At 50.9% G+C, this 22,682-nt stretch carries 22 protein-coding genes and 1 pseudogene; 10 read left to right on the top strand and 13 right to left on the bottom strand.

Annotated features, from left to right (window positions below; all coding sequences use genetic code 11):
• Window positions 1-28: 28 nt before the first annotated feature.
• The 3 genes from OGX96_RS10410 to yihU are packed head-to-tail and all read right to left on the bottom strand — an operon-like array spanning window position 29 to window position 2,874.
• Window positions 29-1,039, bottom strand: a complete 1,011-nt coding sequence (locus OGX96_RS10410) for a zinc-dependent alcohol dehydrogenase (protein ID WP_008786993.1) — start codon at window positions 1,037-1,039, stop codon at window positions 29-31.
• Window positions 1,040-1,070: 31 nt separating this feature from the next.
• Window positions 1,071-1,958, bottom strand: a complete 888-nt coding sequence (locus OGX96_RS10405) for an aldolase (RefSeq protein ID WP_008786992.1) — start codon at window positions 1,956-1,958, stop codon at window positions 1,071-1,073.
• Between the two features lie 25 nt (window positions 1,959-1,983).
• On the bottom strand, window positions 1,984-2,874 hold the full coding sequence (gene yihU, locus OGX96_RS10400) for a sulfolactaldehyde 3-reductase (RefSeq protein WP_008786991.1): 891 nt from the start codon (window positions 2,872-2,874) through the stop codon (window positions 1,984-1,986).
• Between the two features lie 172 nt (window positions 2,875-3,046).
• On the opposite strand from yihU, the gene OGX96_RS10395 reads away from it, so the two are divergent.
• Window positions 3,047-3,943 (top strand): sugar kinase, encoded by an 897-nt coding sequence (locus OGX96_RS10395; protein WP_286582962.1) that lies wholly within the window; start codon window positions 3,047-3,049, stop codon window positions 3,941-3,943.
• A gap of 39 nt (window positions 3,944-3,982) precedes the next feature.
• Window positions 3,983-4,771 (top strand): DeoR/GlpR family DNA-binding transcription regulator, encoded by a 789-nt coding sequence (locus OGX96_RS10390; RefSeq protein ID WP_008786989.1) that lies wholly within the window; start codon window positions 3,983-3,985, stop codon window positions 4,769-4,771.
• Window positions 4,772-4,838: 67 nt separating this feature from the next.
• On the opposite strand, the gene typA is transcribed toward OGX96_RS10390, so the two are convergent.
• On the bottom strand, window positions 4,839-6,662 hold the full coding sequence (gene typA, locus OGX96_RS10385; RefSeq protein WP_008786988.1) for a ribosome-dependent GTPase TypA: 1,824 nt from the start codon (window positions 6,660-6,662) through the stop codon (window positions 4,839-4,841).
• A 379-nt stretch (window positions 6,663-7,041) separates the two neighbouring features.
• Here typA and glnA point away from each other — a divergent pair, with 379 nt between their 5' ends.
• The 4 genes from glnA (at window position 7,042) to OGX96_RS10365 (ending at window position 11,426) form a co-directional block, all read left to right on the top strand.
• Window positions 7,042-8,451, top strand: a complete 1,410-nt coding sequence (gene glnA / locus OGX96_RS10380) for a glutamate--ammonia ligase (protein ID WP_008786987.1) — start codon at window positions 7,042-7,044, stop codon at window positions 8,449-8,451.
• 282 nt (window positions 8,452-8,733) lie between these two features.
• The gene (glnL, locus tag OGX96_RS10375; RefSeq protein ID WP_008786986.1) at window positions 8,734-9,783 is read left to right on the top strand and encodes a nitrogen regulation protein NR(II); all 1,050 of its coding nucleotides are present in this window, start codon (window positions 8,734-8,736) and stop codon (window positions 9,781-9,783) included.
• Between the two features lie 10 nt (window positions 9,784-9,793).
• Window positions 9,794-11,203: a nitrogen regulation protein NR(I) gene (gene glnG / locus OGX96_RS10370; RefSeq protein WP_003825317.1), complete on the top strand. Its 1,410-nt coding sequence runs from the start codon at window positions 9,794-9,796 to the stop codon at window positions 11,201-11,203.
• Between the two features lie 112 nt (window positions 11,204-11,315).
• Window positions 11,316-11,426 carry a YshB family small membrane protein gene (locus OGX96_RS10365; RefSeq protein ID WP_020996121.1) on the top strand — a complete coding sequence of 37 codons (111 nt, stop codon included), beginning with the start codon at window positions 11,316-11,318 and terminating at the stop codon, window positions 11,424-11,426.
• 87 nt (window positions 11,427-11,513) lie between these two features.
• Here the strand turns inward: OGX96_RS10365 and hemN are convergent, their stop codons facing one another.
• The 3 genes and pseudogenes from hemN to OGX96_RS10350 all read right to left on the bottom strand — a co-directional run bounded on the left by hemN (window position 11,514) and on the right by OGX96_RS10350 (window position 13,940).
• Window positions 11,514-12,887 carry an oxygen-independent coproporphyrinogen III oxidase gene (hemN, locus tag OGX96_RS10360; RefSeq protein ID WP_100271694.1) on the bottom strand — a complete coding sequence of 458 codons (1,374 nt, stop codon included), beginning with the start codon at window positions 12,885-12,887 and terminating at the stop codon, window positions 11,514-11,516.
• A 188-nt stretch (window positions 12,888-13,075) separates the two neighbouring features.
• Window positions 13,076-13,585, bottom strand: coding sequence for a Der GTPase-activating protein YihI (yihI, locus tag OGX96_RS10355; protein ID WP_003028627.1), 510 nt, complete (start codon window positions 13,583-13,585; stop codon window positions 13,076-13,078).
• A gap of 169 nt (window positions 13,586-13,754) precedes the next feature.
• A pseudogene (locus tag OGX96_RS10350) lies at window positions 13,755-13,940 on the bottom strand (hypothetical protein).
• 209 nt (window positions 13,941-14,149) lie between these two features.
• Between OGX96_RS10350 and yihA the strand changes: the two are divergent.
• Window positions 14,150-14,782, top strand: a complete 633-nt coding sequence (yihA, locus tag OGX96_RS10345; RefSeq protein ID WP_008786982.1) for a ribosome biogenesis GTP-binding protein YihA/YsxC — start codon at window positions 14,150-14,152, stop codon at window positions 14,780-14,782.
• 119 nt (window positions 14,783-14,901) lie between these two features.
• On the opposite strand, the gene spfP is transcribed toward yihA, so the two are convergent.
• From spfP to OGX96_RS10335, 3 genes are all read right to left on the bottom strand, one after another.
• Window positions 14,902-14,949: a small protein SpfP gene (spfP, locus tag OGX96_RS22680; RefSeq protein ID WP_071892919.1), complete on the bottom strand. Its 48-nt coding sequence runs from the start codon at window positions 14,947-14,949 to the stop codon at window positions 14,902-14,904.
• A 166-nt stretch (window positions 14,950-15,115) separates the two neighbouring features.
• Window positions 15,116-17,902, bottom strand: a complete 2,787-nt coding sequence (gene polA / locus OGX96_RS10340; RefSeq protein ID WP_048237100.1) for a DNA polymerase I — start codon at window positions 17,900-17,902, stop codon at window positions 15,116-15,118.
• Window positions 17,903-18,117: 215 nt separating this feature from the next.
• Window positions 18,118-18,453 carry a hypothetical protein gene (locus OGX96_RS10335; RefSeq protein ID WP_225280871.1) on the bottom strand — a complete coding sequence of 112 codons (336 nt, stop codon included), beginning with the start codon at window positions 18,451-18,453 and terminating at the stop codon, window positions 18,118-18,120.
• On the opposite strand from OGX96_RS10335, the gene yihG reads away from it, so the two are divergent.
• The gene (gene yihG, locus OGX96_RS10330) at window positions 18,338-19,201 is read left to right on the top strand and encodes a 1-acylglycerol-3-phosphate O-acyltransferase, YihG family (protein WP_286583088.1); all 864 of its coding nucleotides are present in this window, start codon (window positions 18,338-18,340) and stop codon (window positions 19,199-19,201) included. The two genes, OGX96_RS10335 and yihG, sit on opposite strands and share 116 nt — an antisense overlap.
• 13 nt (window positions 19,202-19,214) lie before the next feature.
• On the opposite strand, the gene dsbA is transcribed toward yihG, so the two are convergent.
• The 3 genes from dsbA to OGX96_RS10315 all read right to left on the bottom strand — a co-directional run bounded on the left by dsbA (window position 19,215) and on the right by OGX96_RS10315 (window position 21,187).
• Window positions 19,215-19,838, bottom strand: a complete 624-nt coding sequence (gene dsbA, locus OGX96_RS10325; protein WP_003028621.1) for a thiol:disulfide interchange protein DsbA — start codon at window positions 19,836-19,838, stop codon at window positions 19,215-19,217.
• Between the two features lie 16 nt (window positions 19,839-19,854).
• Window positions 19,855-20,841 carry a serine/threonine protein kinase gene (locus OGX96_RS10320; RefSeq protein WP_286582961.1) on the bottom strand — a complete coding sequence of 329 codons (987 nt, stop codon included), beginning with the start codon at window positions 20,839-20,841 and terminating at the stop codon, window positions 19,855-19,857.
• A gap of 76 nt (window positions 20,842-20,917) precedes the next feature.
• Window positions 20,918-21,187, bottom strand: coding sequence for a YihD family protein (locus OGX96_RS10315; protein ID WP_003028616.1), 270 nt, complete (start codon window positions 21,185-21,187; stop codon window positions 20,918-20,920).
• 69 nt (window positions 21,188-21,256) lie between these two features.
• Between OGX96_RS10315 and mobA the strand changes: the two genes are divergently transcribed.
• Both mobA and mobB read left to right on the top strand, forming a co-directional pair.
• On the top strand, window positions 21,257-21,841 hold the full coding sequence (gene mobA, locus OGX96_RS10310; protein ID WP_048227536.1) for a molybdenum cofactor guanylyltransferase MobA: 585 nt from the start codon (window positions 21,257-21,259) through the stop codon (window positions 21,839-21,841).
• The gene (gene mobB / locus OGX96_RS10305) at window positions 21,838-22,341 is read left to right on the top strand and encodes a molybdopterin-guanine dinucleotide biosynthesis protein MobB (protein ID WP_003825338.1); all 504 of its coding nucleotides are present in this window, start codon (window positions 21,838-21,840) and stop codon (window positions 22,339-22,341) included. Before mobA ends, mobB begins: the two co-directional genes overlap by 4 nt.
• Window positions 22,342-22,682 lie beyond the last annotated feature (341 nt).

The raw sequence follows: 22,682 nt of genomic DNA, 5'->3' as shown, positions 1-22,682 counted from the left end.
TAGCAGCGCCAGACAGAGGGTTACAGCATCAAACCTCAGCAAATTGCAGCATGACTTTTATAGAGTCATTTTGCTGCGCACGTTCAAACGCCTTATCCGCATCTTCGACAGGGAAGAGATCGGTCACCAGTTCGCTGGTGTCAAACCGCCCATCCGCAAGCCATTCAATCACGGCATCGAAGTCTTCCGGGATGTACATGCCGGAATTCAACAAATCGCGTTCGAAGCGCTGCATCATCGGAAGAGGAATTTCACGTGGGCCACTCGGTACCCCCATGCACACTACCGTTCCGCCAGCATAAACATGGGTAAATGCATCATTCAGCGTGGCCTGGGCGGCAACAACATCAATTGCCCCCGTAAAACGGACCTGTGCATCCAATTCCCCCGGAGCCCAGACTTCCGTGGCACCTAGCTTTAACGACAACGCGCGCTTGGCGGCATCAGGCTCGATGACGGTGATCTTTCCCGCACCCATGATGCGCAATGCTTGAACGATGGATAAACCAATTGTCCCTGCACCAATCACTAATACACTTTCCAATGACGCTTTCGGCATACGGCTCACGCAATGACGCGCGCAGGCTGCGGGCTCAGCGAAAGCCAGTGCTTTTAGTGGTAACGAAGCAGGTGCAACATGGCAGTTTCGTGCAGGTACAATGTGCTGCGAGCGGGCAAAACCCGGCGCCCGGAAGCCAGCAACCTGTGGCGGCTCACACAGATTAAAGCGACCCGCTTTACAAGCACGACACTCCATGCAGGCCATAATTGGGTCGACTACGACATGATCGCCCGGCTTAACATTCGTTACTTCACTGCCCACTTCAGTTACGCGTGCCGCAATTTCATGTCCAGGCACAACCGGAGGTTTTGCAAATGGGTGTCCTCCTTTCAGTACATGCAGATCAGAGCCACATATTCCGTAAAACACCGGAGCAATGCGGACTTCTTGCGGTTTAAGTTCCTGGTGCGGCAGCTCAACATATTGGGTGGTCACCTTCCCAATATCAGAAAATAGAACTTGGGTAATCTTATCCATGGTTCTTCTCCAGATTCGTTAAAATGGGTGATTAACGCTGAGAAATCCCTTCATCGACGATTTCTGCCAGGCGTTGTAAGCGTGGAACCGACACATCACGCAACATTGTTTGCGGATCTTGAGCACCAACAACCGATGCCCAAACGGCACGCCCTGCCAGGAATCCGGAAGCTCCACCCTTCATGGCGATACGGACCGCGCGGCCAAAAATGTCCGCATCAACACCAGAAGAGAGAATGACCCACGGCATTTTCATTTGTTCATGCAACTTTTGACACGCAGCAAGTAGGGTCTGTTCATCACCTTTGCCGCCTAATGGCATTTCAGCTTTATAGAGGTCAGCATCGGTGCAGCCGAGTTCAGCCGCTGCGGCAACGATGGCGCTTTCCCGGTCAAATTCCCAGCCACGACGAGGAGGACGAACGACCGGCTCAATGATGCTGACCAGCCCTGCGCTACGGCAGCGTTGAACAAACTCAGCCACCATAGCCAAACGTTCTTCTGCGGGTTCATCTTCACGCCACAGCACTAACAACTTCATGGCTTTCGCACCCATTTCGCGGGCTTTATGCGGATCAATTGCTCTGTCAATTTCGACACTATCAACCGGAATACCATTACCCGGAACAAAATGGTCAGCCGCCACAATCAGTCCACATGAATCAGCGACTGCACCTTGAGAGACAATCTGATCGAGACAAAATTGTTTATCTGCCAGAACCGCTGAAGCGTAGGGAGACAGAATTTGTGTTGCTGCAACTTTAAAATCAGTCAATACGCTGTCGGCAACAGGTTTAGGATGTCCAGACGCTGCAAACATCAGACGCATTGCTTCACGCTGATCAACGGCCAGCATGGCAAATCCACCGCCAGGGCGAGAAATATCTTTCAGCGTGTATGGGGTATTGTGGGAAGACATAATAACTCCTGTAACTGTTTAAAATTTAGAGTGAATCTGGTCGGCCAGCCTGCTGACGAACCTGAGATAACAGCGCACTCCAGTCCTGACGGCCTCGACCGTTCTCGCTGGCACGGGTGTAATAGGTTTCTGCTGCAATGCCCATATTGAGCGGCGCACCGGTCTGACTAGCGACATCGACGGCAATACGCAGGTCTTTCAACGCGAGGTCCACCATGAATGCCGGAGAAAGGTCTCCTTTAAGTACCTTGCCAGGCCAGGTTGTCGTAAAGTGCCCCTTGCCTGCGGCAGTACCGCTCATGACCTTAATGGCCACATCAAGGCTCAAACCCAATGACTCGCAAAGAACAGCGGCTTCCGCTGACAAGGCGTTCAGCGCAATACTCATATAGTTATTGATGAGCTTTACGCGGATCCCCATACCGGGACCGCCAGCTTCCACCAGCTCATTCCCCATACACATCAGCACAGGGCGAGCACGTTCAACCTGTTCAGGCGTTCCGCCAGCAAGAATCAGCAGCGTGCCGTCAATCGCGTTAACTGACGTCCTGCCCACAGGAGCATCCATCATGCTGATGCCTTTCTCTTTCATCTCATGAATCAACTCATCGGTCTGCAATGGATGAATCGTGGACATGTCAATAACCAGGGCATTGGGGGACAGGCCTTCGCTGACGCCATCTTTACCCAGCAGAACTTGCCGAACGATGTCGCCATTTGGCAGCATAGTGATTATGAATTCGGCACCTTTAGCGGCTTCAGCGGGTGTTTGAGCAGCAGTCGCACCTTTTTGTACTAATTCATTGACTGCCTGTTGGTTTACGTCGAACACACGCAAAGCATGTCCCTTTTGCAACAGATTATTAGCCATTGGGCTGCCCATCTGGCCCAAGCCCAAAAATGCAACGGTTGTCATGAATGCTCTCCTGTGTCAGGTTGACAAAATAATTACAATTAAAAACTCGTTTTCGTCTGTTTTTGAGCATATTTGTAATTTATGACTAAAAACAAGACACGCGTCACTAATTTGATCATTTATGTCATTAAAATGAACAAAAGAAGACAAGATCACACAGGACTAACCAAATATGACCAGAATTGCATGTGTTGGAATCACCGTTCAGGACCGTATTTATTCTCTGAACAACCTGCCCGATGGCGGGGGAAAATATCAGTCAAATCAATATCTGGAGACAGGTGGCGGCCCGGCGGCAACAGCAGCTGTCGCCATTGCCCGGCTTGGTATTGACGTTGATTTTATAGGCCGTGTAGGCGATGACAGTTGTGGGAATACCTTGCTTAACGAGCTTCAGAGCTGGGGGGTCAATACGGCGTTCTGCCGGCAATACCCGAACTCCCGTTCATCCCAGTCCGCAATTTTGGTCGACCAGCATGGCGAACGCATTATCGTAAACTATCCAAGCCCGGATCTCGATACGGATGCAAGGTGGCTGGAGTCGATTGATTTTTCCCGTTATGACATCGTTCTGGCCGATGTACGTTGGCATGAAGGGACGTTGAAATCCTTCGAACTGGCACGTGCCGCCGGAGTTCCAACGCTGTTGGATGCCGATATGACACCACAAGATATAACCCCATTGGTGGCGCTTGCCGATCATGCCGTTTTTTCAACTCCAGGTCTGAAGAGAATGACCGGGCAAGATGATGCACAACAGGCACTTAAACTGGCCGCTGAGCAAACCAATGGTAAAGTGTACGTTACGCTTGGCGGCGAAGGGTCACTATGGATCGAAAATGGTCATATGTGTCAACAGACTGCATTTTCTGTCAATGTTGTGGATACAACCGGTGCAGGCGATGTTTTCCATGGTGCAATGGCAGCAGCTCTTGCAGAGCAAATGCCGACTGACCAGGCGATTCTCTTCGCAAGTGCGGTGGCGGCGATGAAATGCACTCAGGCGGGCGGACGAGCCGGAATTCCTAATCGTGCGCAAACCGAATCATTTTTGTCACTTTATGCGTAAAATAGCCAACAATTACGGGGAAGAAGTCCAGGAGTATTCATGAGCATCATTGAAGTCACCGGTAATCCGCGACACGATCAACTTGTTCATTACATTACAGAACGCGGCTATATGAATATCGAAGAGCTCGCACAATTGCTGGACGTGTCCACGCAAACCGTGCGCCGGGATATTCGTAAGTTAAGCGAACAGGGCTTGATCACCAGACATCATGGTGGAGCCGGACGTGTATCCAGCGTCATGAATACCGCCTTTGAACAGCGAGAGTTGTCCCTTACCCAGGAAAAAGAAGCGATAGCGGAAGCGGTTGCTGATTATCTTCCTGAACGCTGTACGGTATTTATTACCATTGGTACAACGGTGGAAGCCGTCGCACGAGCTTTGCTGAACCGTCGGGATCTTCGCATCATTACTAACAGTCTTCGTGTTGCGCAGATCTTATATAAGAATCAAGATCTTGAGGTTATGGTGCCCGGTGGAACGTTACGTGCTCATAATGGCGGTATTGTTGGCCCAGGAGCAGTGAACTTTATTGAAGGATTTAGAGCCGACTATTTGATTACCAGTATTGGTGCCATCGAGGAAGACGGCACACTATTGGAATTTGACGTTAACGAAGCGCTTGTCGCCAAAACGATGATTAAGCATGCACGTAATACGCTGTTAGTTGCTGATCATACTAAGTTTACCGCCTCAGCCGCTGTATCCATCGGTAATATGCGTAAAATTCGGGCATTTTTTACCGATTCCCAGCCACCAAATTCATTCAAGCAATTGCTTGATTTAGAAAATATTGAGCTAGTCATTGCAGAGCAGGAAACGACCTGATCTTTTAGATAAAAAAAGCCGCTGATAATCAGCGGCTTTTTTGTGCTTACCTGAAAAAGAGTGTTAATTACTCTTCTTTCGCGCCACGCATTGCACGGCGACGATCGTTTTCAGTCAGGTGACGCTTACGGATACGGATAGAGGTTGGTGTTACTTCTACCAGTTCGTCGTCATCGATGAATTCCAGAGCCTGCTCCAGAGTCATCTTAACCGGCGGAACCAGAACCGTTGCTTCGTCAGTACCAGACGCACGCATGTTGGTCAGTTTCTTACCGGTCAGGCAGTTTACAGTCAGGTCGTTAGAACGGCTGTGAATACCGATGATCTGGCCTTCGTAAACTTCAGCACCGTGACCCAGGAACAGCTTACCGCGGTCCTGCAGGCTGAACAGTGCGAACGCAACTGCTTTACCCTGGCCGTTGGAGATCAGTACGCCGTTCTGACGCTGACCCACATCACCCGCACGAACGTCGTCGTAGTGGCTGAAGGTGGAGTACAGCAGACCGGTACCGGAAGTCATGGTCATGAATTCTGAACGGAAGCCGATCAGACCACGGCTAGGGATCACGTAGTCAAGACGTACGCGGCCTTTGCCATCTGGATTCATGTTTTTCAGGTCGCCTTTACGCTCACCTAGAGCCTGCATCACAGAACCCTGGTGCTGCTCTTCAACGTCCAGCGTTACGTTTTCGAACGGCTCTTGTTTACGGCCGTCGATTTCGCGGAAGATTACTTTCGGACGGGAAACCGCCATTTCGAAACCTTCACGACGCATGTTTTCGATCAGAACAGACAGGTGCAGCTCACCACGACCGGATACACGGAACGCATCCGCATCTTCGGTTTCTTCAACGCGCAGCGCAACGTTGTGCACCAGCTCTTTGTTCAGGCGGTCAAGGATCTGACGAGAGGTAACATATTTACCTTCTTTACCGCAGAACGGAGAGGTGTTTACGCAGAAGAACATGGTAACGGTCGGTTCATCAACGGACAGAGCTGGCAGCGCTTCAACATTCTGCGGGTCGCAGATGGTGTCGGAGATGTTCAGTTCGCCCAGACCGGTGATCGCGATGATATCGCCTGCTTCAGCAATATCACTCTCGATACGTTCCAGACCCAGATGGGTCAGAACTTTACCGACTTTACCGTTACGGGTTTTGCCTTCGCTATCAATGATAGTGATCTGCTGGTTCGGTTTAACTTTACCGCGTTTGATGCGGCCGATACCGATTACGCCAACGTAGTTGTTGTAGTCCAGCTGAGAGATTTGCATCTGCAGCGGGCCATCAAGATCTACGCTCGGAGCCGGTACACGATCAACGATAGTCTGATACAGCGGAGTCATGTCTTCAGCCATGTCTTCGTGATCCAGACCCGCGATACCGTTCAGCGCAGAAGCGTAAACGATCGGGAAGTCCAGCTGCTCGTCGGTAGCGTCGAGGTTAACGAACAGGTCAAATACCTGATCAACAACCCAGTCAGGACGCGCGCCAGGACGGTCAACTTTGTTGATAACAACAATTGGCTTCAGGCCATGGGCAAAGGCTTTTTTGGTCACGAAGCGCGTCTGCGGCATCGGACCGTCCATTGCATCCACCACCAGCAGCACAGAGTCGACCATGGACATTACACGTTCAACTTCACCACCGAAGTCGGCGTGCCCCGGGGTATCAACGATGTTGATACGGTAGTCATTCCATTTGATAGCGGTGTTTTTAGCGAGGATGGTAATCCCACGCTCTTTCTCCAAATCGTTGGAGTCCATCACGCGCTCTTGGGTTTCAGCACGTGCATCGAACGTACCGGATTGTTGGAGCAGCTTGTCTACCAGGGTCGTTTTACCATGGTCTACGTGCGCGATGATGGCGATGTTACGCAAATTTTCGATCACAACTTTGCCTCAGGCATTTTAGAAATAGCGCGTTATTGTACACGGATTAATCGCAGTACAAAACAGGATCACAAACATCCTCCGCAAACAAGTATTGCAGAGTTTCTTTGTGATCACATTCACGGAGCGTTAAAAGGGGTAATCTGACATGCTTTGCACCAATATGGTGCTTAATGTTCACATTAAAGCACTATAATGGTGCAATACAACCTTCATGGTGCAGCCCCTTTGCACGATGGTGCGCATGATAACGCCTTTTAGGGGCAATTTAAAAGTTGGCACAGATTTCGCTTTATATTTTTTATGGCGACACGGCCAATTTTTGCAGAATTGAAGACTTCGTTACCACGACGACAATGACCAATCCGGGAGAGTAAGTATGTCCGCTGAACACGTTTTGACGATGCTGAACGAACACGAAGTGAAGTTTGTTGATTTACGCTTCACTGATACCAAAGGTAAAGAACAGCACGTCACTATTCCTGCTCATCAGGTAAATGCCGAATTCTTTGAAGAAGGCAAAATGTTTGACGGCTCCTCAATCGGTGGCTGGAAAGGCATTAACGAATCAGACATGGTTCTGATGCCAGATGCGTCTACTGCTCTCATCGACCCGTTCTTTGAAGAGTCTACCCTGATCATCCGTTGCGATATCCTGGAACCAGGTACGCTGCAGGGCTACGACCGTGACCCGCGCTCCATCGCTAAACGTGCTGAAGAGTATCTGCGTTCTACCGGCATCGCAGACACCGTTCTGTTCGGGCCAGAGCCAGAATTCTTCCTGTTTGACGACATCCGTTTCGGCGCAACTATTTCCGGTTCCCACGTGGCTATCGATGACATCGAAGGCGCATGGAACTCCTCCACCAAATACGAAGGTGGTAACAAAGGTCACCGTCCAGGCGTGAAAGGCGGTTACTTCCCGGTTCCTCCGGTAGATTCTTCTCAGGATATCCGTTCTACCATGTGTCTGATCATGGAAGAAATGGGCCTGGTTGTTGAAGCGCATCACCACGAAGTGGCGACTGCCGGTCAGAACGAAATCGCGACCCGCTTTAACACCATGACCAAAAAAGCGGACGAAATTCAGATCTACAAATATGTCGTTCACAACGTCGCTCACCGTTTCGGTAAAACCGCAACCTTTATGCCAAAACCAATGTTTGGCGATAACGGTTCCGGCATGCACTGCCACATGTCCCTGTCCAAGAACGGCGTAAACCTGTTCTCCGGTGACAAATATGCAGGTCTGTCTGAGCAGGCGCTGTACTACATCGGTGGCGTAATCAAACACGCTAAAGCGATCAACGCCCTGGCTAACCCGACCACCAACTCCTACAAGCGTCTGGTCCCGGGTTACGAAGCACCGGTAATGCTGGCTTACTCTGCCCGTAACCGTTCTGCGTCTATCCGTATCCCGGTGGTTGCTTCTCCGAAAGCGCGTCGTATCGAAGTGCGTTTCCCGGACCCGGCTGCTAACCCATACCTGTGCTTCGCAGCGCTGCTGATGGCTGGTCTTGACGGTATTAAGAACAAGATCCACCCGGGCGAAGCAATGGACAAAAACCTGTACGACCTGCCGCCGGAAGAAGCGAAAGAGATCCCACAGGTTGCTGGTTCTCTGGAAGAAGCACTGAAAGAACTGGATCTGGACCGCGAGTTCCTGACCGCAGGCGGCGTGTTCACCAATGAAGCGATCGATGCGTACATTGCGCTGCGTCGCGAAGAAGATGACCGCGTGCGCATGACTCCGCACCCGGTAGAGTTTGAGCTGTACTACAGCGTTTAATCGTTTGAGTTGCCGTGGAACTTTTAGCCTGCTCAGGCAGGCTTGAGATCGATGGTGAATGATAGGACGCCTGATGGCGCAAACTTATCAGGCCTGGAGGGTAACATTACCTTGTAGGCCGGATAAGGCAAATCCGCCATCCGGCATCTATGTTTGCCAGTCATCTGTAGCCCATCTCTGGATGGGCTTTTTTCTCCACTAACAACCTGCTTTTTCGCGCTTTTTTGATGTAAAAAGCTATAATGCACTAAATTGGTGCAACACTTTTCAGGAGACTGCTGAATGGCAACCGGCACGCTGCCCGATGCTGGGCAGATCCTAAATTCTTTAATCAACAGCATCTTACTCGTCGACGATGAGCTGGCTGTACATTACGCCAACCCGGCGGCACAGCAGTTGCTCGCCCAAAGCTCCCGCAAACTGTTTGGTACACCGCTTCCCGATCTGTTGAGTTATTTCTCCTTAAACATCGGACTGATGCGAGAGAGCCTGGAAGCAGGCCAGGGCTTTACGGATAACGAAGTGACGCTGGTGATAGACAGCCACTCACATATCCTCTCTGTGACCGCTCAGAGGCTGCCTGATGGCCTTATCTTGCTGGAGATGGCCCCTATGGATAATCAGCGCCGTCTGAGTCAGGAACAGCTCCAGCACGCCCAGCAGATTGCTGCCCGCGATCTGGTGCGTGGTCTGGCACATGAAATTAAAAACCCGCTGGGCGGATTACGCGGTGCGGCGCAACTTCTCAGTAAAGCGCTTCCGGACCCGGCGCTGACCGAATATACCAAAGTCATTATTGAACAGGCGGACCGCCTGCGTAATCTGGTCGACCGTCTGCTGGGGCCACAACAGCCCGGCATGCACATCACGGAAAGTATTCACAAAGTGGCGGAACGCGTGGTGGCGCTGGTCTCGATGGAGCTGCCGGAAAACGTCACGCTAATCCGGGATTACGACCCAAGTCTGCCCGAATTACTGCACGACCCGGACCAGATCGAGCAGGTTTTGCTGAACATCGTACGCAATGCTTTGCAGGCGCTGGGACCGGAAGGCGGCGAGATCATTCTGCGCACCCGCACCGCGTTTCAGCTCACGCTACACGGCATGCGTTACCGTCTGGCGGCACGAATTGATGTAGAGGATAACGGTCCAGGTATCCCCTCGCATTTGCAGGATACGCTGTTCTACCCAATGGTTAGCGGTCGCGAAGGCGGTACCGGCCTTGGATTATCTATCGCCCGTAATTTGATTGATCAACATTCCGGCAAAATTGAATTTACCAGTTGGCCGGGTCATACCGAGTTCTCGGTTTACCTGCCTATCAGGAAATAAGGTGACGTTTATGCAACGAGGAATAGTCTGGGTCGTTGATGACGATAGTTCCATCCGTTGGGTGCTTGAACGTGCGCTCGCAGGGGCAGGGCTAAGCTGTACCACATTTGAAAGTGGTAAAGAGGTACTGGACGCGCTGGCCAGCAAAACGCCGGACGTGCTGTTGTCGGATATCCGCATGCCGGGTATGGACGGCTTGACGCTGTTAAAACAGATTAAACAGCGGCATCCGATGCTTCCGGTCATCATAATGACCGCGCACTCCGATCTGGATGCCGCCGTCAGCGCCTATCAGCAAGGGGCGTTTGATTATCTGCCCAAACCTTTTGATATTGATGAAGCGGTGGCGCTGGTCGAGCGCGCCATCAGTCATTATCAGGAACAGCAGCAGCCGCGCAATGTTCAGATCAATGGCCCCACAACCGACATCATCGGCGAAGCGCCAGCAATGCAGGACGTTTTTCGCATTATTGGTCGCCTATCCCGGTCTTCAATCAGCGTATTGATTAATGGGGAGTCAGGAACCGGTAAAGAGCTGGTCGCCCATGCGTTGCACCGTCATAGCCCGCGCGTCAAAGCGCCGTTTATCGCGCTGAACATGGCGGCAATCCCGAAAGATTTGATCGAATCTGAGCTGTTTGGCCACGAGAAAGGCGCGTTTACCGGGGCGAATACCATTCGTCAGGGGCGCTTTGAACAGGCAGACGGCGGTACGCTGTTCCTCGATGAAATTGGCGATATGCCGCTGGACGTGCAAACGCGTTTATTGCGCGTATTAGCCGACGGACAGTTTTACCGCGTTGGCGGTTACGCGCCCGTAAAGGTAGATGTACGCATTATCGCCGCCACGCACCAGAATCTTGAACTGCGCGTGCAGGAAGGCAAATTCCGTGAGGACTTATTCCATCGCCTGAACGTCATTCGGGTACATCTGCCGCCACTGCGCGAACGTCGGGAAGATATCCCCCGCCTGGCGCGTCATTTCCTGCAGGAGGCCGCCCGCGAACTGGGGGTGGAAGCCAAACAATTACACCCGGAAACCGAGGCTGCGCTCACCCGTCTGGCCTGGCCAGGTAACGTGCGTCAGCTTGAGAATACCTGCCGCTGGTTAACCGTAATGGCCGCCGGGCAGGAAGTACTGATTCAGGACTTACCAACCGAGCTGTTTGAAACCTCTGTGCCAGATGCACCGTCCCATATGCAGCCGGATAGTTGGGCAACGCTATTGGCACAGTGGGCGGATCGGGCATTACGCTCCGGTCATCAAAACTTGCTTTCTGAGGCCCAACCAGAGATGGAGCGCACGCTGTTGACTACCGCGCTACGTCATACCCAGGGGCATAAACAGGAAGCGGCACGCTTGCTCGGTTGGGGTCGTAATACCTTGACGCGTAAGCTAAAAGAACTCGGAATGGAGTGACATATCGTCACTGTGTAAAGATTAATAATTGAGCGCAAATAGCTGCTATTTTGCGCTTTACTGTTCCGATGAGTTAAGTATGATCGTGCCCGACTAACGGGGGGAAGTCATCATGCTGGAATCAATCATTAATCTGCTGTCGAGCGGTGCGGTCGAAAGCCATACGCCACAAACTGCGGTCGCCGCAGTATTGTGCGCAGCGCTGGTTGGACTGTTCAGCTAGCGGGTTCGCCGGGTGGCGCTTCGCTTACCCGACCTACGTATTGAGATTTTCGTAGGCACGATAAGCGAAGCGCCACCCGGAAAAGCGTTAAATCACCCGCGAGAATTGCTGCATCCGTGCTTTCTGGCGCAGATACGCATCGAAGCACATGCAAATATTACGGATCAGCAGACGGCCCTTCGGCGTGACCTGAATCCCCTTCTCATCGACATCCACCAGCCCATCCTTCGCCAGCGGTGCCAGCAGTTTCAGGTCTTCGGCAAAATAGTCAGCGAAGTTCAGATCCCATTGCTGTTCCACAGTGGCATAGTCGAGGCGGAAGTTGCAGATCAGGAGCTTAATAACATCTCGACGAATGCAGTCGTCACGGGTCAGTGCAATTCCGCGCCACAGCGCGTCCCCCTGCTCGTCTACCTGCTGATAATAGCGCTTCAGCTCTTTCTGGTTCTGCGCGTAGTTGTCACCAATCATACTGATGGCTGACACGCCCATTCCCAGCAGATCGGTATCACCCTGGGTGGTATAACCCTGGAAATTACGATGCAGCACACCCTTGCGTTGAGCAATGGCCAGTTCGTCATCCGGACGGGCAAAGTGATCCATGCCAATGAACTGATAGCCAGTTTCGGTCAGTGAAGAGATGGTTTCCTGCAGGATATCCAGCTTCTGCTGCGCGCTGGGCAGGTCGGCATCTTTAATTTTGCGCTGAGCGGCAAACAGCGTCGGCAGGTGCGCGTAGTTAAAGACACTCAGTCGGTCTGGATTCAGCTCAGCAACGCGTTTCAGGGTGAAGGCGAAACTTTCTGGCGTCTGTTTTGGCAAACCATAAATCAGATCGATATTCGTTGAAGTAAAACCGATCTCACGCGCATGATTCAGCAGCGCAAAGATGAATTCCTCATCCTGCTCACGGTTCACCAGGCGCTGAACTTCTTTATTGAAGTCCTGCACCCCCATGCTCAGGCGGTTAAAACCTTCAGCGCGTAAATGATCGAGCACATCCAGCTCAATTTCTCGCGGATCCACTTCGATCGAGATTTCAGCGTCGTCGTTAAAGTTAAAGTTGCTACGCAGCAGCGACATCAAACGACTGATTTGCGCTTTATTCAGATACGTTGGCGTGCCGCCGCCCCAGTGCAGCTGACTGACATGACGTCCGGCGAACAGCGGTGCGCGATGAATAATTTCTTGTTCTAAGACATCGAGGTATTGATCGGCTTTATGCTGCTGGCGAGTCACGACCTTGTTACAGCCGCAGAAGTAGCACAGCTTGTGGCAGAACGGGATGTGAACGTACAGCGAGAGAGGACGCTCAGGATAACGCGCCACGGCCTTTAGAAATGCCTCAGTGCCGTAGTCTTCAGAAAACTCCAGCGCGGTCGGGTACGAGGTATATCGTGGCCCGGAATAGTTATATTTCTGGATCAGGGCCAGGTCCCAGTCTATTAACTGCTCTGACATGCTCACTCCTTCCGATGGCGTCTCTGGCGGGTACGGCGTACCGACTTAACCCCAGTACGGGTGATAAGTCGGTTGCGCAGCCACTTCTGTCGCCGCGACAACCGCTGTAGTTTAACGAATAACCACACCAGATAACATATAACCGGAAGGGTTATAAGCAGGACGGGAAGACCCACGGTGTAAAACCGTTAGTTGCCGCCTTTCAGCAGGCGCATCATGTCTTCCTGCTTTTCTTCTTCTTCCTCTTCTTCCTCGTCATCGTAAGAAAGACCCAGCTTTTGCATCAGCTCATCGATGCGGTCCAGCTTGGCATCAACCCAGGACTGATCTTCCGCGCTCAGGGTTTCTCCTGCTTCAAGACGCTCCAGCAGCGCATCCAGGCGCTCATCCGTTTCCAGTAAATCCAACTCAGCCTGTGGTGAAAGCATAGGTTTCTCACTCTTCGGTTTGTGCTGTTTGGTGACTTTTTCTGTCACGCCCAATGGAATGGGGGTTTTGCTGCCAATACGAGGATCTTTTTGCTTATTTTGGTTTCCGCCACCAGATGCGCCTTCGCTACCGGACGCACGGCTACCTGCCGCATGACCACGGTGTTTTTTCTGGCGCTTACGGTCGCGAGCTTCCTGGTTAATTTCTTCGCGTGTTTTACGACGCGCTTTTGCAGGACCTTTACCGCGTGGTGTAGAAGTTGGTTTCATCATGATTCGTCTTTGGCTGTTTTTATTCAGTATATAATTGCGCCGGAATCTAGCAGAAATAAAGAAAAAAGGCGACAGAGTAATCTGTCGCCTTTTTTCCTGACTCTCAACCCTTACGGGCTTTACAATCCCTGTTGGCTATCAACACACCCTGTTTTTCCCTTAGCCTCTAACATTCCGTGTTGTTTCCATTTCCTTTTACTAACGTCTCCGGACGTTTGTCTTCCTGACAATCCTGTGTCTTCGCCTCCTGGCGCTCCTGACCCTCATCCTGAGTCGTCTATCCTTTCAGCTTCCTCGCTATGGATGCTACTTTACCGTTTTGGTTTAAACGTACAAGTAACCTGGGTAACAATTTCTGATTTTAAGAATAGCGCCCAAATGTAACCATATGATTTATTTTAGTTCTGTCATTTTTTACTCTGTCATCTCGTATAGAAACTGTCGGCAATGTCTCACAAAGCGCGAGGTTTTTACTTACACAGCTCACTCGTCGAAAAACCAGCCTTTTGCTGGGGTTCAGGTATAATCGCTGCAAAGCCCTGATTGATGGAGAGGACTGCTTTGACTAACTTGAATTATCAACAGACGCACTTTGTAATGAGTGCGCCTGATATTCGCCACTTACCTTCCGATACCGGTATCGAAGTGGCTTTTGCTGGCCGTTCCAACGCAGGCAAATCCAGTGCGCTAAATACCCTGACGAATCAAAAAGGTCTGGCGCGTACATCTAAAACGCCGGGTCGTACTCAGCTCATCAACCTGTTTGAAGTCGTTGACGGCAAACGCCTGGTCGATTTGCCAGGATACGGTTATGCCGAAGTTCCAGAAGAAATGAAGCGTAAATGGCAGCGCGCGCTGGCTGAATATCTGGAAAAACGTCAGAGCCTGCAAGGTCTGGTGGTACTGATGGATATTCGTCACCCGTTAAAAGATCTCGATCAACAGATGATCCTGTGGGCAGTTGAGAGCAACGTTCAGGTTCTGGTACTGCTGACTAAAGCAGATAAGCTGGCCAGCGGTGCACGCAAAGCGCAGCTGAATATGGTACGTGAAGCCGTACTGGCATTTAATGGTGATGTGCAGGTAGAAGCATTTTCATCGCTGAAAAAACTGGGTGTGGACAAACTGCGGCAAAAACTGGATAGCTGGTTTAGTGAACTGGCACCGGTTGAAGAGGTGCAGGAAGGGGAATAACCCACCGATATGCCGGATGACGCCGCTGCGCGTCTTATCCGGCCTACAGCATGTGCAAAACTTTTCTTTCGCACAATAAAAAACGCCCCAGTCATTACTGACTGGGGCGGCTAAAATATTCAGCCAAATCCGATTACGTGAAGTAAAAGGTCTGAAAGATAGAACATCTTACCTCTGTACCCTACGAGAATAACTTTACTCTTTTTTGAGCAGCTCAGAAAGCACTTTTTGTAATTTTTTTTCATTCCTTACATAGGGAATTCTAATGGACATCACAAAAAGCTCTCTCTTATGTTGCTTAGTTACGAAATAGGAGCGTTATTAAGTAAACCCTTAGTGCGCCTGATCCCAGTTTTCACCACTCCCGACTTCCACCAGCAACGGCACGTCAATCTGAGTCTCGTTTTCCATCAGTTGGTGGATCTTTTTGGAGACGCTTTCCAGATCATCTTTGTGCACTTCAAACACCAGTTCATCGTGTACCTGCATGATCATGCGCACGCGCGGTTGCTCGGTTTGCAGCCATCCATCCACGGCAATCATGGCTCGTTTGATAATGTCTGCAGCAGTTCCCTGCATCGGGGCGTTAATGGCCGCACGTTCAGCACCAGCGCGACGAGCACCATTACTGGATTTAATATCCGGTAAATAGAGACGGCGACCTTCCAGCGTTTCTACATAGCCTTGCTCTTTCGCCTGCGCGCGGGTGCGTTCCATGTATTCCAACACACCAGGGTAGCGTTCAAAGTAGAGATCCATGTACTTCTGTGCTTCTTTGCGCGGAATATTCAACTGGCGCGCCAAACCAAAGGCGCTCATCCCGTAGATCAAACCGAAGTTAATGGCTTTAGCGCTGCGGCGTTGCTCGCTGGTCACAGAATCAAGCGGTAAACCAAAGACTTCTGCCGCCGTTGCGCGGTGAATGTCTTTCCCTTCGGCAAACGCGGTAAGCAGACCTTTATCACGTGAAAGGTGCGCCATGATACGCAGTTCAATCTGTGAGTAGTCCGCAGAGACAATCAGGTAGTCTTCTGGCGCAATGAACGCCTGACGAATACGACGACCTTCATCATTACGTACCGGGATGTTTTGCAGGTTTGGATCCGTTGAAGACAAGCGCCCGGTGGCAGTAACCGCCTGATGGTATGAGGTGTGCACGCGCCCGGTTTTCTTGTTAATCATCAACGGAAGCTTATCCGTATAGGTCGACTTCAGTTTTGCTAAACCACGATACTCCAGGATCACTTTCGGCAATGGGTAATCCAGCGCGAGCTCTTCCAGTACCTCTTCCGACGTTGATGGCGCGCCGCCAGGGGTTTTCTTCAACGGCTTAATACCCTGCTTTTCAAACAGGATAGTTTGCAGTTGCTTAGTGGAAGAGAGGTTAAACGCTTCTCCGGCGATCTCGTGCGCTTTTTGCTCCAGCTCATTCAAACGCAGCGTCAGCTCTTCTGAATGCTTGTGCAGAACAGCCGGATCGATTTTCACACCGTTGCGCTCAACGCGAGACAAAACCGGCACCAGCGGCATATCGATATTTTCAAAGACGTTCAACGGCCCTTTATGCTGCTGCAATTCTGGCCACATTTTCAGATGCAGCTGTAGCGTAACGTCGGCGTCTTCCGCAGCGTAACGGCCAGCCTCTTCCAGTGCTATCTGGTTAAAGGTCAGCTGGTTTTTGCCTTTTCCGGCGATCTCTTCAAAGGTGATGGTTTTATGTTTCAGCCAGCGGTCCGACAGGCTGTCCATATCGTGTCGTCCAGCGACGCTGTTAAGAATGTAGGATTCGAGCATGGTGTCAAAGGTGATGCCGCGCAGCTCGATGCCATAGTTCGCCAGGATACCGCGATCGTACTTCAGGTTTTGCCCGACTTTGTGCGCGTTCTCATCTTCCAGCAGCGGCTTTAGCAGCTCCAGCGCACGGTCGCGCGCGATCTGGTCAGGGGCATCCAGGTAATCGTGGGCAACAGGAACATACGCCGCCACACCCGGTTCAATGGCAAAAGACAGGCCAACCAGATTCGCGGAAATGTTGTCCAGGCTGTCAGTTTCAGTATCGAAGGCAAAGACAGGTGCTTTTTTCAGCTTAGCGATCCACTCTTCCAGCGTCGCTTCGTCCAGAATCGTCACATAGTTTTCATACGAAAGAACCGTGGCCGGCTCCTCAGGCGTTTCATCGACGACAATAGTTTCTTGCGGTTTTGCCGCCGGCTTCGTCCCTTTCGCCTGTAGCCATTTACCCGCTTCAACGTCGGTAACCCAACGTTTAAATTCATACTGTTTAAACAGGCCAAGCAGTTCTTCTGCAGCGGGCTGACGCACTTCCAGCTGCTCACAGGTCAATTCCAGCTCAACATCGGTTTTGATGGTAGCCAATTGATAAGAGAGGTACGCCACCTCTTTGTTCTGCTCAAGTTTGCCCGCCATGGTTTTCGCACCACGGAAGGTCAGCCCCGCTATTTTGTCTGATTCGGCATAGAGGGTATCCAGCCCACCCAGCCCCTGCAGCAGTGCCTGAGCGGTTTTTTCGCCTACGCCTGGAACGCCAGGAATGTTATCTGAGGAGTCACCCATTAGCGCCAGGAAATCGATGATCAGTTCCGGCGGGACGCCGTACTTATTTACCACTTCATCCGGGCCGAGGATCGTATTGGTCATGGTGTTGATAAGGGTGATATTCGGCGTCACCAACTGAGCCATATCTTTATCACCGGTGCTAATCAGCACCGGGCGACCGATCTTCTCTGCTTCCCGCGCCAGCGTACCGATAACATCGTCCGCCTCCACGCCAGAAACAGCCAACAGTGGCAGCCCCATCGCCTTTACCATCGCATGCAGAGGTTCAATCTGCGCACGCAGATCGTCCGGCATCGGTGGGCGGTGAGACTTATAATGTTCGAATAATTCATCACGGAAGGTTTTACCCTTGGCGTCGAATACCACCGCTGCATGGGTTGGTTGATATTGCAGAATCAAGCTACGCAGCATGTTGAGGACACCGTACATCGCGCCCGTAGGTTCTCCTGCGCTGTTAGTCAGCGGTGGGAACGCGTGGTATGCGCGATACAGGTAAGATGAGCCATCTACAAGGATAAGTGGGTTTTCTGGGATCTGAACCATAATGTCCGTGCCTGTTTATCAGATTATGGGTAAAGGATGCCACAGACAGGATGAAAACATGAGTTTTTCGCCGCATTTGTCGAAAAACTTTTGCAGATCTTCTGCTTTGCTCGCAAAGACAGCTGTGGATAACTTTGTGAATAAATAATTTTCAGCTCTTTAAATATAGCAAGGCAATTAATGCTCCATTGTATTTATACAATAATTTCAATTAGTTAAATAAACACACGGCATTTTATTCCATTTTTACAGCTTATATCCTGATGTGGATAGATATTCTCTTTTTTTCTATTCAGGGAAGATCCATCATTTGGTTCGTTTTCTGATAAAATCAGCCCCTTGCGCCTCTTTCGCGCACTGTCTATGGCTAACCTTTTGAATAATTTAATTATGACGAGAATACTCGCTGCGATAACGCTGTTGCTGAGTATCGTATTGACCATATTGGTCACAATTTTTTGTTCTGTGCCGATCATCCTTGCCGGGGTTGTGAAACTCCTTTTGCCCATTCCTGTCGTCTGGCGCAAGGTTTCTGTCTTCTGTAATTTCATGATGTACTGCTGGTGTGAAGGTCTGGCGCTACTGCTGCACCTTAATCCGCGGCTGAAGTGGGATGTTGAAGGACTGGAAGGTCTTAGCAAAAAAAACTGGTATCTGCTCATTTGTAATCATTACAGCTGGGCCGATATCGTTGTGCTTTGCGTTCTGTTCCGTAAGCACATCCCGATGAATAAATATTTCCTCAAGCAGCAGTTGGCCTGGGTGCCCTTTATTGGCCTGGCCTGCTGGGCGCTGGATATGCCGTTTATGAAACGCTATTCACGTGGCTATCTGCTTCGCCATCCGGAACGCCGTGGTAAAGATGTCGAAACGACGCGTCGTTCCTGCGAGAAATTTCGTGCGCACCCGACAACCATTGTGAATTTTGTCGAAGGTTCGCGGTTTACTCATGAGAAGCGTGAGCAAACCCGTTCTCCTTATCAAAACCTGCTCCCACCCAAGGCGGCCGGTATTGCGATGGCATTAAATGTGCTGGGGTCACAGTTCGATAAAATGCTGGATGTCACGTTGTGCTATCCGGAAAACAGTAGCCGACCGTTCTACGATATGCTGAGCGGTAAGCTAACGAGGATTGTCGTGCGGGTGAATCTGGAGCCAATCCATGAAGAGTTACACGGTGATTACGTGAACGATAAGGCATTCAAGCGCCGCTTTCAGCTGTGGTTGAATACGCAGTGGAGTGAGAAAGACGCGCAGCTCGACGCGATTAAAGCCACAAATAAAAAAGCCGGTCAGTGACCGGCTTTTGCTTTTACTTCTGACCGACCAGGTATTTCACGGTATCCGCATACTGTTGTACAAAGATATCCATGCTGCTGGTATCCATGCCCTGCGGGTTGACCTGATATTTGCCATTCACGAACATCGCCGGAACGCCCTGCAGCTGTAAATCAGCCGCTGCTTTTTCCTGCTGTGCCACGAGAGATTTCACTACGAAGCTGTTCCATGCCGCATCATAGTCTTCGCCTTTAATACCCGCATCGACAAACACTTTACGGATATCAGCAACAGACTGAACGGTCTGGGTTTTCTGAACCCCTTCAAACAGCGGAACAGTAACCTGATCTTCAACACCCAGCGCCATAGCAACCGCCCATGCCTGCGTCAGATCTTTGCCCAACGGCCCGAGAAACTCGACGTGGTATTTGGTCATCTTGGTGCCTTCCGGCAGTTTTTTCTTCACGTTATCAGATACATGAAGCACTTCTTCAAACTGGTAGCAGTGCGGGCAGTAGAAGGAGAAGAACTCCAACACTTGCGGTTCACCCGCAACAGGCTTCTCCAGGGTGATGTATTGTTTACCATCCTGGAACTGCGCTGCAGATGCGCTAAAAGCTAAGACCATACCAGCCAGCGCCAGCCATATTTTTTTCATGTTCAAGTTTCTCCGATTAATACATTGGCGTTAATTGTAAGGGGGGCTCTTGCAGAATTTTTGCCTGCTCAATAAAGGTCGCGGTCTGACGATGCCAGTAATCTTCCCCGGTTAACCACGGGAAGTTTTTTGGGAACGCAGGGTCAGCCCAACGTCGAATCAGCCAGGCAAGATAATAAACTAAACGCATAGCGCGTAAAGGTTCTATCAGTCCGATTTCAGAGATGTCGAACTCACTAAACTCTTCATAAGCCTCGATAATGGTTTCTAGCTGCATGCGTTGTTCAGCTTTATCACCATTGAGGAGCATCCATAAATCCTGAATAGCCGGACCATTGCGGGCATCATCTAAATCGACAAACATCGGGCCATCGCGCCACAGAATATTACCGGCATGACAATCACCGTGCAGGCGTAACGTAGTAAAACGCGTATGCCAGCGTTCGGTAACCACCGCGATAAGCGCATCCGTTGCCTTCAGGAAAGCCGCTTTTTGCCCTGATGGGATAAGCTGTGCGTGTTCAAAAACTTTACGCGGCTCAGTCAGGTATTCTTCAAGGTCAATCGTCGGTCGGAAGGTAAAAGTACGCTTGCATCCGGTCTGGTGCATACGCCCGAGATAGCGCCCCACCGCCTCCATCTGATCGATGTTGTCGGCTTCAAACTGTCGTCCACCGACGCTGGGGAAGATCGCATAATGGAAACCCTGATGGCTTAACAGCGTTTGGCCGTTCAGTACCAACGGCGCAGCTACCGGGACTTCATCGCTTACCAGTTCCAGAGCAAACTGGTGCTCTTCCTGGATCTGATCGACAGACCAACGTTCAGGGCGATAAAACTTAACGACAAAGCGTCGACGGTCTTCGTCCTGGAATTGATAGACACGGTTTTCATAGCTGTTAAGAGGGGTAAGCCCGGAATCCACCCGGATCCCCTGCTCAAACAGTGCATCCATGATGGTATCCGGGTGTAGCGTCTGGAAATTAAAAGCGTTGTCGTTCATCCCATCATCCGGAAAATACTACGAATGATTCAGGATATCATTTCGCAGCGCTTTCGGTGGCGGCGATTACAAGCTTTTACTCTTTAATTACGCCACGAGCGCGGAGTAGTGCGGTTTTAAAATCTTCTTCATAATCTTTCTGAATACCTGGGATGACAGCATCCTTCGCTGAGTCTCGCATTTTCAGGTGATAGATCAGAATGTCATCAGTTAAATCCGCCAGTTCGCCGTCAAAACCTGACTCTTGCGCCAGTTTCTGCAAAAATTGCATCAGGTTAAGATCGGGTTCCTTCTGCCAGGCAGGCTGGAGGAGTTCAATAACTTCATTCAGACGTTTACATTTCATGGTTGTGCTCCTTAGGCTCAATACAGATACGTTAGCAGGGTCAATCCCACATTAAAAGAGGCGATATCAGTGATTCTGGATAGTGCAATAACAGGGGTTGTGCTGGCTGGCGGTAAGGCCAGACGGATGGGTGGAACCGATAAAGGTCTGCTTGAACTGGACGGTAAACCTCTTTGGCGGCATGTGGCCGACATTCTCGCTTTGCAGGTCGAAACCGTGGTGGTTAATGCCAATCGCCACCGGGATATATACCAGCAAAGCGGCCTGAAAGTTATTCCCGATTCCTTGGCCGATTTCCCTGGCCCACTGGCCGGGATGCTATCGGTATTCCTGCAGCAAACGGGGGAGTGGTTTCTGTTTTGCCCGTGCGATATGCCCTATATTCCTCACAATCTGGTCGCTCGTTTAAAAGAACAGCGCAAAGCTGCACCGGTTGTCTGGGTGCATGATGGGGAAAGAGATCACCCAACCATTGCGTTGATGCACCGCTCGATGCAGCCTTTGCTGCAGGATTATCTTCAGTCCGGTGAACGACGTGTCATGGTCTTTATGCGTCTGGCTGGCGGCCATGCTGTCGATTTCAGCGATCATAAAGATGCGTTCGTAAACGTGAACACCCCCGAAGAGCTTGCAAAATGGCAGGATAAATCATGATCCCATTACTCGCCATTGCGGCATGGAGCGGCACGGGAAAAACCACGCTGCTCAAAAAGTTGATCCCGGAGCTACGTGCCAGAGGTATACGTCCCGGATTGATTAAACATACTCATCACAATATGGATGTCGACAAGCCCGGTAAAGATAGCTATGAACTGCGTAAAGCCGGTGCAGCACAAACGCTGGTCGCCAGCCAGCAACGTTGGGCGTTAATGGTAGAAACACCGGAAGAGCCCGAACTGGATTTAGCATATCTGGTAAGCCGGATGGATGCAGCGACGTTGGATCTAGTGCTGGTTGAAGGGTTTAAGCATGAACCTGTCGCTAAGATCGTGCTTTTTCGCGACGGTTGCGGGCATAGTCCTGAAGAATTGGCGATAGACGAATATGTTATCGCGGTTGCCAGTGATGTTCCGCTGGCGGTAGATGTTCCATTGTTAGATATCAACGACATACAGCAACTTGCTGATTTTGTTACGCAATGGATAAGATGGTAACCGTGTTGTTATGATGTGCCTGATGCGCTGCGCTTATCAGGCCTACAAAATACATTCAGCCCGGCCCCTGCAGGCCGGATAAGGCGGCACGCCGCATCCGGCGGTTTTCATTCCGCACAGACGCAAAAAAGCCCATCCGTCAGGATGGGCTTCTTCACTTTATTTGATGCCTGGCAGTTTATGGCGGGCGTCCTGCCCGCCACCCTCCGGGCCGTTGCTGCGCAACGTTCAAATCCGCTCCCGGCGGATTTGTCCTACTCCGGAGAGCGCTCACCGACAGACAACAGATAAAACAAAAGGCCCAGTCTTTCGACTGAGCCTTTCGCTTTTATTTGATGCCT

This window comes from Citrobacter sp. Cpo100 (assembly GCF_030332595.1).
In the GTDB taxonomy this organism is placed as follows: Bacteria; Pseudomonadota; Gammaproteobacteria; order Enterobacterales; family Enterobacteriaceae; genus Citrobacter; species Citrobacter portucalensis.
The sequence above is the reverse complement of the archived record's forward strand: the minus strand, read 5'-3'. Positions and strand labels throughout refer to the sequence as shown.

Excerpts from the sequence above, each read along its gene's own strand:
- polA (WP_048237100.1), bottom strand. The coding sequence starts at position 17,902 with ATGGTTCAGATCCCAGAAAACCCACTTATCCTTGTAGATGGCTCATCT.
- OGX96_RS10365 (WP_020996121.1), top strand. The coding sequence starts at position 11,316 with ATGCTGGAATCAATCATTAATCTGCTGTCGAGCGGTGCGGTCGAAAGC.
- dsbA (WP_003028621.1), bottom strand. The coding sequence starts at position 19,838 with ATGAAAAAAATATGGCTGGCGCTGGCTGGTATGGTCTTAGCTTTTAGC.
- OGX96_RS10315 (WP_003028616.1), bottom strand. The coding sequence starts at position 21,187 with ATGAAATGTAAACGTCTGAATGAAGTTATTGAACTCCTCCAGCCTGCC.
- OGX96_RS10395 (WP_286582962.1), top strand. The coding sequence starts at position 3,047 with ATGACCAGAATTGCATGTGTTGGAATCACCGTTCAGGACCGTATTTAT.
- OGX96_RS10335 (WP_225280871.1), bottom strand. The coding sequence starts at position 18,453 with ATGAAATTACAGAAGACAGAAACCTTGCGCCAGACGACAGGAATGGGC.
- glnL (WP_008786986.1), top strand. The coding sequence starts at position 8,734 with ATGGCAACCGGCACGCTGCCCGATGCTGGGCAGATCCTAAATTCTTTA.
- yihU (WP_008786991.1), bottom strand. The coding sequence starts at position 2,874 with ATGACAACCGTTGCATTTTTGGGCTTGGGCCAGATGGGCAGCCCAATG.
- hemN (WP_100271694.1), bottom strand. The coding sequence starts at position 12,887 with ATGTCAGAGCAGTTAATAGACTGGGACCTGGCCCTGATCCAGAAATAT.
- glnA (WP_008786987.1), top strand. The coding sequence starts at position 7,042 with ATGTCCGCTGAACACGTTTTGACGATGCTGAACGAACACGAAGTGAAG.
- yihI (WP_003028627.1), bottom strand. The coding sequence starts at position 13,585 with ATGAAACCAACTTCTACACCACGCGGTAAAGGTCCTGCAAAAGCGCGT.
- OGX96_RS10320 (WP_286582961.1), bottom strand. The coding sequence starts at position 20,841 with ATGAACGACAACGCTTTTAATTTCCAGACGCTACACCCGGATACCATC.
- OGX96_RS10410 (WP_008786993.1), bottom strand. The coding sequence starts at position 1,039 with ATGGATAAGATTACCCAAGTTCTATTTTCTGATATTGGGAAGGTGACC.
- mobB (WP_003825338.1), top strand. The coding sequence starts at position 21,838 with ATGATCCCATTACTCGCCATTGCGGCATGGAGCGGCACGGGAAAAACC.
- OGX96_RS10405 (WP_008786992.1), bottom strand. The coding sequence starts at position 1,958 with ATGTCTTCCCACAATACCCCATACACGCTGAAAGATATTTCTCGCCCT.
- OGX96_RS10390 (WP_008786989.1), top strand. The coding sequence starts at position 3,983 with ATGAGCATCATTGAAGTCACCGGTAATCCGCGACACGATCAACTTGTT.
- glnG (WP_003825317.1), top strand. The coding sequence starts at position 9,794 with ATGCAACGAGGAATAGTCTGGGTCGTTGATGACGATAGTTCCATCCGT.